Source organism: Enterobacter sp. CPE_E863 (genome assembly GCF_046521465.1).
GTDB lineage: Bacteria > Pseudomonadota > Gammaproteobacteria > Enterobacterales > Enterobacteriaceae > Enterobacter > Enterobacter adelaidei.
Map to the genome: position 1 here is coordinate 3,510,172 of NZ_JBKFZX010000001.1, position 13,470 is coordinate 3,523,641.

At 54.6% G+C, this 13,470-nt stretch carries 11 protein-coding genes and 5 tRNA genes; 4 read left to right on the forward strand and 12 right to left on the reverse strand.

Going from position 1 to position 13,470, the window contains the following annotated elements:
* Nucleotides 1-6 precede the first annotated feature (6 nt).
* The 4 genes from mprA to leuA all read left to right on the forward strand — a co-directional run bounded on the left by mprA (nucleotide 7) and on the right by leuA (nucleotide 5,154).
* The gene (mprA, locus tag ACLHV8_RS17260) at nucleotides 7-537 is read left to right on the forward strand and encodes a transcriptional repressor MprA (protein ID WP_028016801.1); all 531 of its coding nucleotides are present in this window, start codon (nucleotides 7-9) and stop codon (nucleotides 535-537) included.
* Between the two features lie 128 nt (nucleotides 538-665).
* Complete coding sequence (gene emrA / locus ACLHV8_RS17265) at nucleotides 666-1,838, forward strand: multidrug efflux MFS transporter periplasmic adaptor subunit EmrA (RefSeq protein WP_028016802.1); 1,173 nt, start codon at nucleotides 666-668, stop codon at nucleotides 1,836-1,838.
* Nucleotides 1,839-1,854: 16 nt separating this feature from the next.
* Complete coding sequence (gene emrB / locus ACLHV8_RS17270; RefSeq protein ID WP_049006031.1) at nucleotides 1,855-3,402, forward strand: multidrug efflux MFS transporter permease subunit EmrB; 1,548 nt, start codon at nucleotides 1,855-1,857, stop codon at nucleotides 3,400-3,402.
* A 96-nt stretch (nucleotides 3,403-3,498) separates the two neighbouring features.
* On the forward strand, nucleotides 3,499-5,154 hold the full coding sequence (gene leuA / locus ACLHV8_RS17275; protein ID WP_208594108.1) for a 2-isopropylmalate synthase: 1,656 nt from the start codon (nucleotides 3,499-3,501) through the stop codon (nucleotides 5,152-5,154).
* Here leuA and ACLHV8_RS17280 read toward each other — a convergent pair.
* From ACLHV8_RS17280 to alaS, 12 genes are all read right to left on the reverse strand, one after another.
* Nucleotides 5,141-5,905, reverse strand: a complete 765-nt coding sequence (locus ACLHV8_RS17280; protein WP_028016805.1) for an AraC family transcriptional regulator — start codon at nucleotides 5,903-5,905, stop codon at nucleotides 5,141-5,143. The two genes, leuA and ACLHV8_RS17280, sit on opposite strands and share 14 nt — an antisense overlap.
* Nucleotides 5,906-5,960: 55 nt before the next feature.
* The gene (gene luxS, locus ACLHV8_RS17285; RefSeq protein WP_410376994.1) at nucleotides 5,961-6,476 is read right to left on the reverse strand and encodes an S-ribosylhomocysteine lyase; all 516 of its coding nucleotides are present in this window, start codon (nucleotides 6,474-6,476) and stop codon (nucleotides 5,961-5,963) included.
* A gap of 153 nt (nucleotides 6,477-6,629) precedes the next feature.
* Complete coding sequence (gshA, locus tag ACLHV8_RS17290) at nucleotides 6,630-8,174, reverse strand: glutamate--cysteine ligase (RefSeq protein WP_028016806.1); 1,545 nt, start codon at nucleotides 8,172-8,174, stop codon at nucleotides 6,630-6,632.
* Nucleotides 8,175-8,257: 83 nt separating this feature from the next.
* On the reverse strand, nucleotides 8,258-8,686 hold the full coding sequence (locus tag ACLHV8_RS17295) for a YqaA family protein (protein WP_008499541.1): 429 nt from the start codon (nucleotides 8,684-8,686) through the stop codon (nucleotides 8,258-8,260).
* Nucleotides 8,683-9,249: a fructose-1-phosphate/6-phosphogluconate phosphatase gene (yqaB, locus tag ACLHV8_RS17300; RefSeq protein ID WP_208594106.1), complete on the reverse strand. Its 567-nt coding sequence runs from the start codon at nucleotides 9,247-9,249 to the stop codon at nucleotides 8,683-8,685. The genes ACLHV8_RS17295 and yqaB overlap by 4 nt, the downstream gene beginning before the upstream one ends.
* A 249-nt stretch (nucleotides 9,250-9,498) precedes the next feature.
* Nucleotides 9,499-9,575: transfer RNA gene (locus ACLHV8_RS17305), tRNA-Arg, on the reverse strand.
* Between the two features lie 29 nt (nucleotides 9,576-9,604).
* Nucleotides 9,605-9,681: transfer RNA gene (locus ACLHV8_RS17310), tRNA-Arg, on the reverse strand.
* Between the two features lie 29 nt (nucleotides 9,682-9,710).
* Nucleotides 9,711-9,787: transfer RNA gene (locus tag ACLHV8_RS17315), tRNA-Arg, on the reverse strand.
* Between the two features lie 64 nt (nucleotides 9,788-9,851).
* A tRNA-Arg gene (locus ACLHV8_RS17320) sits at nucleotides 9,852-9,928 on the reverse strand.
* Nucleotides 9,929-9,932: 4 nt separating this feature from the next.
* Nucleotides 9,933-10,025, reverse strand: a tRNA-Ser gene (locus tag ACLHV8_RS17325).
* Between the two features lie 342 nt (nucleotides 10,026-10,367).
* Nucleotides 10,368-10,553: a carbon storage regulator CsrA gene (gene csrA / locus ACLHV8_RS17330; RefSeq protein WP_000906486.1), complete on the reverse strand. Its 186-nt coding sequence runs from the start codon at nucleotides 10,551-10,553 to the stop codon at nucleotides 10,368-10,370.
* Between the two features lie 241 nt (nucleotides 10,554-10,794).
* Nucleotides 10,795-13,422 carry an alanine--tRNA ligase gene (alaS, locus tag ACLHV8_RS17335; RefSeq protein WP_208594105.1) on the reverse strand — a complete coding sequence of 876 codons (2,628 nt, stop codon included), beginning with the start codon at nucleotides 13,420-13,422 and terminating at the stop codon, nucleotides 10,795-10,797.
* Nucleotides 13,423-13,470 lie beyond the last annotated feature (48 nt).

Here is a 13,470-nt window from a genome sequence, read left to right on the forward strand (position 1 = left end):
GCCCAAATGGATAGTTCGTTTACGCCCATTGAACAAATGCTTAAATTCCGCGCCAGTCGCCATGAGGACTTCCCGTATCAGGAAATCCTGCTGACTCGCCTGTGCATGCACATGCAGGGTAAGCTACTGGAAAACCGTAATAAAATGCTGAAAGCTCAAGGGATTAACGAGACGTTGTTTATGGCGTTGATTACGCTGGAGTCTCAGGAAAACCACAGTATTCAGCCTTCCGAACTGAGCTGCGCACTGGGCTCCTCCCGTACCAATGCGACCCGTATTGCTGATGAGCTGGAAAAACGCGGCTGGATTGAGCGCCGTGAAAGCGACAACGATCGCCGCTGCCTGCATCTGCAACTGACCGATAAAGGTCACCAGTTCCTGCAAGAGGTGCTGCCACCTCAGCACAATTGCCTGCATAAACTCTGGTCTGCCCTCAGCACCACCGAGCGTGACCAGCTTGAGCACATCACTCGCAAGCTGCTTACCCGTCTGGACCAGATGGATGAAGACGGCGCTATTCTTGAGGCGCTGCGCTAACGCGACGACACGCTCGAACATCCAGATTTAAAAAAGAAAACTGACAGGCCAGCACGTCACACTGCTGGCCTTTCTGACAACAGGTCGGCTCAGCCGATGTGAAAATAAGAAGATCGTGGAGAACAACAATGAGCGCAAATGCGGAGAGCACTACCCCGCAGCAACCGGCCAACAAGAAAGGCAAACGTAAGAGTGCCCTTCTTCTGTTGACCTTGCTCTTTATCATTATTGCCGTGGCATATGGGATCTATTGGTTTTTAGTATTGCGTCATGCTGAAGAGACAGACGACGCCTACGTGGCAGGGAACCAGGTACAGATTATGGCGCAGGTGTCGGGCAGCGTGACGAAAGTCTGGGCTGATAACACCGACTTTGTGCAAAAAGGCGATGTGTTGGTGACCCTCGATCCGACCGACGCCCAGCAGGCCTTTGAGAAAGCACAGACCGCGCTGGCCTCCAGCGTCCGTCAGACTCGCCAGCTGATGATCAACAGCAAACAGCTGCAGGCCAACATTGACGTGCAGAAAACCGCACTCGCCCAGGCGCAGAGCGACCTGAACCGCCGTGTTCCGCTCGGTACCGCCAACTTGATTGGCCGTGAAGAGCTGCAACATGCGCGCGATGCCGTTGCCAGTGCTCAGGCCCAGCTGGATGTGGCTATTCAACAGTACAACGCCAACCAGGCGATGGTGCTGGGTACCAGCCTGGAAAACCAGCCTGCCGTGCAACAGGCGGCGACAGAAGTCCGTAACGCATGGCTTGCCCTGCAGCGTACTAAAATCGTCAGCCCGATGACCGGCTATGTCTCCCGCCGTTCCGTACAGCCTGGAGCGCAGATTAGCCCGACCACACCGCTGATGGCCGTCGTTCCGGCAGACAATCTGTGGGTCGATGCTAACTTTAAAGAGACGCAGCTTGCCCATATGCGTATCGGCCAGGCGGCGACAGTTATCAGCGATATTTACGGCGATGACGTCAAGTACACCGGGAAAGTGGTGGGTCTGGATATGGGGACCGGCAGTGCCTTCTCCCTGCTGCCAGCACAGAATGCCACCGGTAACTGGATCAAAGTGGTTCAGCGCTTGCCTGTACGTATTGAGCTGGATCCAAAACAGCTCGCAGATCACCCGCTGCGTATCGGCCTCTCAACGCTGGTTACTGTGGATACCGCCAACCGCGAAGGTCAAATCCTGGCAAGCCAGGTGCGTAGCAGCCCGGCTTATGAAAGTAACGCCCGTGAAATTAGCCTCGATCCGGTCAACAAGCTGATCGATGACATCGTGAAGGCAAACGCTGGTTAATCCGAAGGTGAGCGTTATGCAACAGCAAAAGCCGCAAAAACCGTTGGAAGGCGCGCAGCTGGTCATTATGACCATCGCGCTGTCGCTGGCGACATTCATGCAGGTGCTGGACTCCACCATCGCAAACGTGGCGATCCCGACCATCGCCGGTAACCTTGGCTCGTCACTGAGCCAGGGGACCTGGGTAATTACCTCGTTTGGGGTGGCAAACGCCATCTCAATCCCCATTACCGGCTGGCTGGCGAAGCGCGTCGGTGAAGTGAAGCTGTTCCTGTGGTCGACAATTGCCTTTGTTCTCGCCTCCTGGGCGTGCGGCATGTCCACCAGCCTGACGATGCTGATTTTCTTCCGCGTCATTCAGGGGATTGTGGCCGGGCCGTTGATTCCCCTGTCACAGAGTTTACTGCTGAACAACTACCCACCCGCCAAACGCTCTATCGCGCTGGCGCTGTGGTCGATGACGGTGATCGTCGCGCCGATTTGTGGGCCTATCTTAGGCGGCTATATCAGCGATAACTATCACTGGGGCTGGATCTTCTTTATCAACGTACCGATTGGCGCCGTGGTAGTCATGATGACGTTGCAGTCGCTACGCGGCAGAGAAACCCGGACGGAACAGCGCCGTATCGACGCCATTGGTCTGGCATTGCTGGTTGTCGGCATCGGTAGCCTGCAGGTCATGCTCGACCAGGGCAAAGAGCTGGACTGGTTCAACTCCCGGGAGATCATCATCCTGACGATTGTCGCGGTGGTGTCGCTGAGCTTCCTGATTGTCTGGGAGTTAACCGACGATAACCCGATAGTCGACTTGTCGCTGTTTAAGTCGCGAAACTTCACCATAGGCTGTCTGTGTATTAGCCTCGCCTACATGCTCTACTTCGGCGCTATTGTTCTGCTGCCGCAGCTATTGCAGGAGGTATATGGCTATACCGCAACCTGGGCGGGTCTTGCCTCTGCGCCAGTGGGATTGATTCCGGTCCTGTTGTCGCCGATCATCGGCCGTTTCGCCCACAAGCTCGACATGCGCAGGCTGGTGACATTCAGCTTTATCATGTACGCCGTGTGCTTCTACTGGCGCGCGTATACGTTCGAACCGGGAATGGACTTTGGCGCCTCTGCGTGGCCGCAGTTTATTCAGGGCTTTGCGGTGGCGTGCTTCTTTATGCCACTGACCACCATCACGCTTTCTGGCTTACCGCCTGAGCGCATGGCGGCGGCATCGAGCCTGTCGAACTTTACGCGTACGCTGGCAGGCTCCATCGGGACGTCGATCACCACGACGCTGTGGACCAACCGTGAGTCGATGCACCACGCTCAGCTCACTGAAGCGGTAAATCCGTTCAACCCTAATTCTCAGCAGATGTATGCCCAGCTTCAGGGAATGGGAATGACGGAACAGCAGGCTTCCGGCTGGATCGCCCAGCAGATCACCAACCAGGGGCTGATTATCTCCGCAAACGAGATTTTCTGGGTGTCGGCCGGGATCTTCCTCGTTCTGCTGGGTCTGGTGTGGTTTGCCCGTCCACCGTTTGGTGCCGGTGGTGGAGGCGGTGGCGCGCACTAAAGCGCGTTGTCCAAAACGCGACAGTCATTGTCAGTTTCGATAAAGCAGCGCTCCTGAAATCCATTCACGATAGTGAAAAGACAACAGGAGCGCATCATGCTGAACACACCCGCCGACAAATACCAGCCTTATCCTCCCCTTTCACTGCCCGATCGTCGCTGGCCGGAGCAACGCATCACCCACGCGCCGCGCTGGCTCTCCACCGATTTACGTGACGGCAACCAGGCCCTGGCCGAGCCCATGGACAGCACGCGCAAGCTGCAGTTCTGGGAATTGCTGCTGAACTGCGGGTTTAAAGAGATTGAAGTCGCCTTTCCTTCCGCCTCGCAGACGGATTTCAACTTTGTTCGCCAGTTGATTGAAGAGAACCGCATCCCGGATGACGTCACCATTCAGGTGTTAACCCAGGCACGGGAAGACCTGATCATCCGCACCTTTGAATCGTTACGCGGCGCGAAACGGGCCACCGTCCATCTGTATAACGCCACCGCCCCGCTGTTCCGCCGCCTGGTGTTTGGCATGGAGAAAGCGCAAATCGTGGAGCTGGCAACACGCTCCACGCGGCTTATCCGCAAGCTCTGCGAAGAGAACCCGGAAACCCGCTGGCAGTACGAATACTCTCCGGAAACCTTCTGCTTTACCGAGCCGGAGTTTGCGCTGGAGATTTGTGAAGCCGTGGCAGAGATCTGGCAGCCCTGCAATGAGCGACCAATGGTGATCAACTTACCCGCGACTGTCGAAGTCAATACGCCGAACGTCTATGCCGATCAGATTGAGTATTTCTGTCGCCACTTCAGCCGCCGCAACGATGTCTGCATCAGCATCCATCCGCATAACGACCGCGGTACGGGCGTCGCCAGCGCCGAGCTGGCCGTGATGGCCGGCGCCGACCGGGTAGAAGGGTGTCTGTTTGGCAACGGGGAACGTACGGGGAACGTCTGTCTGGTGACGCTGGCGATGAATCTCTACAGTCAGGGCGTTAGCCCGAATCTCGACTTTAGCGAGATGAATCGGGTGGTGGAAGTGGTCGAAACCTGCAACCAGCTTCCCGTGCATCCGCGCCATCCATGGGCAGGACGGCTGGCCTATACCGCCTTCTCTGGCTCACATCAGGACGCGATCAAAAAAGGCTTTGATGCCCGCAAGCCTGGCGAACGCTGGGAGATACCTTACCTGCCTGTGGACCCGCAGGATATTGGCTGCACCTACGAAGCGGTGATCCGCGTGAACAGCCAGTCCGGGAAAAGCGGCAGCGCGTGGCTTATTGAACAGAACCATGGTCTGAAATTACCCCGTGCGCTGCAGCAGGATTTCAGCCAGCACGTACAGCAGGAAACGGATCGCCACGGAAAAGAGATGACGCAAAATGCACTGTGGCAACTGTTCCGTACCCGTTACGGCCTGGTGGCAACGCCACCATTTGCCCTGCAATCGTACCGCAGCGACAGCCAGCAGGACGGTCAGTTGTGTTTGACGGCAAGCGTCGCCACGCAAGGAGGAACGCGACAGCTGGAAGGTCAGGGTATTGGTTTGCTGTCCGCCGCTGCCAGCGGCCTGAGTCGCTGGGTCAACACGCCGTTTGTGATTAAGGATTACCACGAACATACCCTGGGTGAACGCAGTGACAGCCGCTCAGTGGCCTATATTCGCTGTTTGTTCCAGGACGGTTGCAGCCGCTGGGGCGTGGGTATCGACAGTGACGTCGCGCGCGCCTCTCTTCAGGCGCTCTTTAACGCCGTCAGTCGTTTTTAAAGTAATCGCTGGGAGAGACACCCATCACCCGACGAAACATCGCCGTAAAGGCACTGTGACTGCCGTAACCCAGTTCCAGTGCCACGCGTAGCACCGGCTGGCCCTGTGCCAGCCGCACTAACGCCTCCAGCAAGCGAGCCCTTCTCAGCCACTCAACGTAACGTAATCCTGTCTGCTGCTGAAAATGCCGGTTCATCGTGCGCTCGCTCATTCCAAGCGAACTCGCGGCCTGAAGGCTGTTCCAGCGATCTCCTGGTGACTGACGGATCTGCTGGCACAGGTGGCGTAACGGGGCACTCTCCGGCTCAGGCAGATGAAATGGCAGCACAGGCATGATGCGAATTTCATCCAGAATGAGTTCATACACGCGCTCATCTCGACTCCCCGGCGAGTAAGATTCAGGCAGTGAGAGAGAAGCGAGGATCAGTTCGCGCAACAGTGGGGAGATCTGCACGATCTGGCACGCTGCGGGGAGATCGGCACGCGCCAGCGGATCGATAAACAGCGTGCGCGCCGCAACGTTGCCGGTGATACGAAGCGAATGGCGCGTCCCCGCTGGCAGCCAGACGCCGCGGCCAGGAGGAACCACCCAACAACCGGATGCGGTATCAACCCGCACCACCCCACTCAGAGCATGCAGCAGTTGCGCGCAGTCATGCTCATGCCAGGGTTCGCTGTCGCCATGAACATAATCATGGGCAAAAGGAACGAGGGGACGATGGGTAAAGGTGAACGTTGAGGTTGTGGTCATGGGGTTAAACCACCCTCACCCCACCCTCTCCCGACCGGGAGAGGGAAAAGGTGCACTAGATGTGCAGTTCCTGCAGTTTTTCTTTCGGCAGAGCCAGCTCTTCATTGCAGTTCACGCGAACATCACGCTCAATGATGTGACGCGCAATTTCCTGTGCTTCTTCCAGGGAGTGCATCTGGTAAGTACCACACTGGTAAACGTTCAGCTCAGGGATTTGGTTCTGCTCTTTCACCTTCAGCACGTCTTCCATGGCTGCTTTCCAGGCATCTGCGACGCGTTTCTCTTCCGGCTGACCAATCAGGCTCATGTAAAAACCAGTACGGCAGCCCATCGGAGAGATATCAATGATCTCAACGCCGTTGCCGTTCAGGTGGTCACGCATAAAACCAGCGAACAGATGCTCCAGAGTGTGAATACCTTTCTCTGGCATCACTTCTTTATTTGGCACGCAGAAACGCAGATCGAAGACGGTGATCGTGTCGCCGTGCGGGGTGTGCATGGTCTTCGCCACGCGAACTGCAGGTGCTTCCATACGGGTATGGTCGACAGTAAAGCTATCTAATAACGGCATACGTCACCTCCGATAGTGATTTTTTTTAAAATAAACTGAACTCTTCTACAGAATGCGCGTCTGAGTATATGAAAGACGCGCATTTGTTATCATCATCCCTGAATTCAGAGATGTATATTTTGGCCACAGCGATGTGGCCTTTTTCTTTTCTGCTTAAGCCTGCTTCGCCAGAAACGCCTCAAACGACTCGGTATCCGCCGCTTCAACCTCTTTCTGACGCACAATAGATGCATCGCGTTCTGCTACAAAATCCGCTTCGCTCAGCACTTCTAACGGCTCCTGCATCAGCATCTCACGGTATTCTGCTCCGAGTGAACGCCCCGTGCCACCAATACCTTGATCAATCATTGAACGCAGAATGCGTGCTGAGAACGTCAGTTCCGGATTATCAAAACATTCCACCAGCTGGTCGCAGATCTGTTGATATGCGTCGCCACCGTCGATGCTGTCCATCGTCCGGGCAACACGTTTAAGATCACGGAACAGATCTTTACCGACTTTCGTCAGCGGGAACTGTGCTGTTTCGCAGCCAATGCCCAGCGTCAGACCCGGTTTACGGCCTTCCAGAATTACGCGGTTCCAGTTTGTACGGGTACAAAGCAGCTCGTCTGAACTCATTTCAGGCGCATCCGCCAGAACGCACCAGACCATAAACAGATCCAGGAAGCGAATCTGCTGCTCATCAACACCAATCGGTGAGAACGGGTTGATATCCAGCGAGCGCACTTCAATGTATTCGATCCCGCCGCGCTGCAGCGCGTCCGACGGTGTTTCACCGCTGCGCGTCACGCGCTTAGGACGAATTGGCGCGTACAGTTCATTCTCAATCTGCAGCACATTGCTGTTGATTTGCAGACGCTTGCCGTCTTTCTCGAGGCCGATTTTCTCGTACTCTTCCGACGGGGTTTTGATCGCCCGCTTCAATCCTGCCACATATTCGTGCAATTCGTTAAACGTAATACCGAGATTGCTTTGCGATTTATTGGTATAACCAAGATCGCTCAGGCGCAAGGAAGTCGCGTACGGCAGATAGTACATCCCGCACTCGGTTTTCTCGAACGGCAGCGTAGTCGGTTTCCCCTGCAGGAACGATGAGCAAATGGCAGGCGACGCACCAAACAGGTACGGAATCACCCAGCCGAAACGATAATAGTTGCGGATCAGGCGGAAGTAGCCCGCAGAGATCGCGTCCTTATCCGTTTCATCACATTTCGCCTGCCAGAACGCCATGGGCAAAGAGAAGTTGTAATGCACACCAGAGATGGTCTGCATTAACGCGCCATAGCGGTTTTTCAGTCCCTCACGATAGAGCGTTTTGAGCCGGCCAATATTTGATGTGCCATATTGAGCCAGCTCGATCTCCTGACCTTGCTCGATATAACACGGCATGCTGAGGGGCCACATACGCTCATCGCCCAGATTGCGCGCGGTATAGCGATGAATGTCGCGCAAGATCGTCAGCATATGATCAATATCACCCTCTACCGGAGTGATGAACTCCAGCAGCGCTTCAGCGAAATCGGTTGTGATCCATTTATGTGTCAGCGCCGAGCCTAACGCCTTCGGGTGACCCGTCGTCGCTAAACTGCCGTCCGCGTTTACGCGTAGCGTTTCACGCTCAAGACCACGCTGAATACCCTTCAATGCCTGAGGGTGGTTTTCCAGCCAGGCCAGCGCCTGAGATACGTCCGGGATCAAATTGACCTCCCGCCTGTCAAAGTAATGTTACTCAGCATAATTGTAATGGTTGACGATTGAAGGTCGCGTATTCATTCCACCAATTAGTGCCACCACGTCATACCCTGCAGAGTTGCCCATGCCACGAGAACATATCGCAACGCCTTGCCAAGGCACAAAAAAAAGAGCACCGGTCCCCAGGAGATGCGCATCCATCCCGCCAGCAGACACAGTAAATCACCTATTACAGGCATCCAGCTTAATAACAGCGTGGCAGCGCCATAGCGTTTTAGCCAGCCGACTGCCTTTTCCTGCCAGCGCGATTTTTCGCGCAGCGGAAAGAAACGCCCAAGAATAACGTTAGTCAGCCCTCCAAGGCTATTACCCATTGTTGCTATTAACACAAGCAACCAGGGCTGACTCACGCCGGACAACAGCATCGCCACCAGCACCACTTCCGAATTGCCCGGTAAGAGCGTGGCGCTTAAAAAACTGCTGGCGAATAATGAAGCAAGCGACAGCGCGTCACTCACAGTAAGCGCACATCCACCACGGCCATGCCAGCATCACGTGCGGCCTGAATACCGAAATCAGCATCTTCAAACACGACGCATTTTGCCGCCGGTACACCCATTAATTCTGCGCAGAGCAGGAAGGTATCTGGTGCGGGCTTGTGATTTTTAACATGATCGGCGGCAACCACGGCAGAAAAATAGTGGCGCAGGCCAAGATGATTGAGCAAAGCCTCTGCAATAGCGCTTTCGCTGCCCGTCCCCACCGACATCGGGCGACGTCCGTGCCACGCTTTCACGACATCAATCAGCGGCAGCGGACGTACGGTATCTAAAAGCATGGCTTTTACTGCATCGGTTTTTTCACGGGCGAGCAGGTGCGGGTCGAGATCGGCCTGATTCATTTCAATCACGGCTTGTGCAATACGCCAGGTTGGGGATCCGTTAAGAGCAATCATCGCCTGAAGGTCGAAACGCATACCGTAGCGGCCCAGGACGTCAGTCCACGCTTGACGATGCGTAGGTTCGGTATCAAGGAGGGTGCCGTCCATATCGAAGATCAGACCGTCATACTGTGCGTACATCGTGCTCTCGCTAAACGATTAACAAAGCATTACTTTATCGTAAAAGGTGATTTTTGTCGCTGACTGAGAGTGTGATTGCTGACAGAACGTCGAAGGAATAAACAAACAAGGAGAAGATGGTGCATCCGGGAGGATTACTCGGCTGCGCCTCGCCCTGCGGGCCGTTGCTGAAGCAACGTTATCCTCCCTGGTGCTCGCGATTAACTCGCAAACCTTGAAACAACAGCTTAGCTATTATCTCGGAGAATATGGTGCATCCGGGAGGATTCGAACCTCCGACCGCTCGGTTCGTAGCCGAGTACTCTATCCAGCTGAGCTACGGATGCATCGGGAAATGCTTTCAGAAACAGTAAAATGGTGCATCCGGGAGGATTCGAACCTCCGACCGCTCGGTTCGTAGCCGAGTACTCTATCCAGCTGAGCTACGGATGCATCAGGGTACTGCTTTCAGAAATAGTAAATGGTGCATCCGGGAGGATTCGAACCTCCGACCGCTCGGTTCGTAGCCGAGTACTCTATCCAGCTGAGCTACGGATGCATCGGGATTTACTATTGTACTACTCGATATTCATATCACTTCGAAAGCAATATGAAGTAATAGATGGTGCATCCGGGAGGATTCGAACCTCCGACCGCTCGGTTCGTAGCCGAGTACTCTATCCAGCTGAGCTACGGATGCAAAATGGCGGTGAGGCGGGGATTCGAACCCCGGATGCAGCTTTTGACCGCATACTCCCTTAGCAGGGGAGCGCCTTCAGCCTCTCGGCCACCTCACCACACAACGCCTCTTTCGAGTGCTTCGAGTAACTCGTTAAGAGCTTCTCGTCGCTGCGTGGCGCATATATTACTTTCTGGGACTTATAAGTCAAACAATTTTCCAAAAGCTTTTATCGTTTGCACAAATCACACGCAATTCGCATGTAAAAGCCGCAAAGAGGGTGTTTTATAAGCGGATTTTGCAGGCATCTTCACAGAAAACCAATGCAGAAATGGTGGCGTCAGGACGAGTTAAGAGTAACGGAGTGGTTAAAAAGAGAGCAATTGAAATTAAACGGTAACTTTGGGCAGGAAAAATGACAGGAGGGTTGCGTCTCGCCCGACAGCGAGACGCGACAATATCAGTAACTGGACTGCTGGGATTTTTCAGCCTGGATACGCTGGTAGATCTCTTCACGGTGGACAGATACTTCTTTAGGAGCGTTAACACCAATACGTACCTGGTTACCCTTTACCCCTAAAACTGTCACGGTGACCTCATCCCCAATCATGAGGGTCTCACCAACTCGACGAGTCAGAATCAGCATTCTTTGCTCCTTGAAAGATTAAAAGAGTCGGGTCTCTTGTATCCCGGCATTATCCATCATATAACGCCAAAAAGTAAGCGATGACAAACACGTAAAGTGTAAGCAGTCACGGCATCACATTCTGTTAAACGTAAGTTTAGCCGATATACACAAACTCAACCTGACTTTATCGTTATCGATAGCACAGTGAACAAGACGCCATAACGTTACCGCTATGGCGTCTGCTTGTGCTTTGTAATTATTACAGTTTCGCGCTTACCCAGCTTTCAACGCTGGCCAAAGCTTGCGGAAGTGCCGCCGCATCCGTACCACCGGCTTGCGCCATGTCTGGACGACCACCACCCTTGCCGCCCACCTGCTGGGCAACCATACCAATCAGTTCCCCTGCTTTTACGCGGTCAGTCACATCCTTAGAGACCCCCGCAATCAGAGAAACCTTACCTTCTGCCACTGTCGCCAGCACGATAACGGTAGAACCAAGCTGGTTCTTGAGATCGTCGACCATAGTACGCAGCATCTTAGGCTCAACGCCCGCCAGATCGCTGACCAGCAGTTTGACGCCCTTAATGTCTACAGCTTTGCTGGAGAGGTTTGCACTCTCCTGCGCCGCAGCCTGCTCTTTTAGCTGCTGCAGCTCTTTTTCCAGCTGACGCGTGCGATCCAGCGCAACGCGCACTTTCTCGCCCAGGTTCTGGCTATCGCCTTTAAGCAGCTGTGCGATGTCGTGCAGCTGATCGCTCTGCGCATGCAGGCTGGCAATCGCACCTTCACCGGTCACCGCTTCGATACGACGCACGCCTGCCGCCGTACCCGACTCGGAAACAATGCGGAACAGGCCGATGTCACCAGTGCGCGATGCGTGAGTACCACCGCACAGTTCAGTCGAGAAGTCGCCCATGCTCAGCACACGAACACGCTCGTCATATTTCTCACCAAACAGCGCCATCGCACCTTTTTTCTTCGCGTCCTCGAGATCCATGATGTGGGTCTCGATTGGCAGGTTACGACGGATCTGCGCGTTCACCAGATCTTCCACCGCGCGGATTTCAGACGGTTTCATCGCTTCAAAATGCGAGAAGTCGAAACGCAGCACTTTGTCGTTAACCAGAGAACCTTTCTGTGCAACGTGGGTACCGAGTACGTCGCGCAGGGCAGCATGCATCAGGTGAGTTGCAGAGTGGTTCAGACGAATGCGCGCGCGGCGAGCTTCATCCACGTTAGCCTGTACGCCCTCACCCACTTTCAGAGAACCGGAAACCAGTTTGCCCTGATGACCAATCGCCTGGCCGTATTTCTGGGTGTCGCTTACGCTGAAGCTGAAACCATTGCCTTTCAGTTCGCCTTTATCGCCAACCTGACCACCGGATTCCGCATAGAACGGTGTTTTGTCCAGAATGACAACCGCATCCTGACCTGCGCTGATGTTGTCTACGGCTTTACCGTCAACAAACAGGGCGGTCACTTTGCCGGTCAGTTCCAGCGCTTCATAACCTTTGAATTCAGACGCGCTGTCAACGCGGATCATCGCGTTGTAGTCTGCACCGAAACCGCTGGACTCACGCGCACGACGACGCTGCTCTTCCATCGCGGCTTCGAAGCCCGCTTCGTCAACTTTGATGTTGCGCTCGCGACAAACGTCCGCCGTCAGGTCAACCGGGAAACCGTAGGTGTCGTACAGGCGGAAAGCGGTTTCGCCGTCCAGCGTGTCACCCTTAAGGTTTGCCAGTTCTTCGTCCAGCAGCGCCAGACCGCGCTCCAGCGTACGGGCAAACTGCTCTTCTTCGGTTTTCAGAACCTGCTCTACCTGCGCCTGCTGGCGTTTCAGCTCATCACCGGCAGCACCCATCACGCCAATCAGTGGCCCAACGAGCTTATAGAAGAAGGTGTCCTTCGCGCCCAGCATGTTGCCGTGACGGATAGCACGACGAATGATACGACGCAGCACGTAGCCACGGTTTTCATTCGATGGGATAACGCCGTCGGCAATCAGGAACGCACAGGAACGAATATGGTCCGCGATAACGCGCAGGGATTTGTTGTTCAGGTCGGTCGCGCCGGTCACTTCCGCAACGGCTTTGATCAGGGTGCTGAACAGGTCAATCTCGTAGTTGGAGTTAACGTGCTGCAGAACCGCAGCAATACGCTCCAGACCCATACCGGTATCAACGGAAGGCTTCGGCAGCGGCTCCATTGTACCGTCAGCCTGACGGTTGAACTGCATAAAGACGATGTTCCAGATCTCAATGTAGCGATCGCCATCTTCTTCCGGACTGCCTGGAGGGCCACCCCAGATGTGGTCGCCATGATCGTAGAAGATCTCGGTGCACGGACCGCAAGGACCGGTGTCACCCATCTGCCAGAAGTTGTCAGACGCGTAAGGTGCGCCTTTGTTATCACCGATGCGAATAATACGTTCGCGCGGGATACCGACTTCTTTTTCCCAGATTTCGTAGGCTTCGTCATCGGTTTCATAGACGGTAACCCACAGACGCTCTTTCGGCAGGTTGAACCAGTTTTCACCGGTCAGCAGTTCCCACGCATATTGAATGGCATCGTGTTTGAAATAGTCGCCGAAGCTGAAGTTGCCCAGCATTTCGAAGAAGGTGTGGTGACGCGCGGTGTAACCGACGTTTTCCAGGTCGTTGTGTTTACCGCCCGCACGTACGCAACGCTGTGACGTTGTAGCACGGGAATAATTACGCTTGTCGAGACCAAGGAACACATCCTTGAACTGGTTCATCCCGGCGTTGGTAAACAGTAAAGTCGGGTCGTTATTTGGTACCAGGGAGCTGCTGGCAACAACCTGGTGTCCCTTACTATGGAAAAAATCGAGAAACGCCTGACGGATCTCAGCGGTGCTCTTGCTCATAATTATCCTGAAATCAAGCTAACGAAATGTCGTAGCAAGCCTGTATCT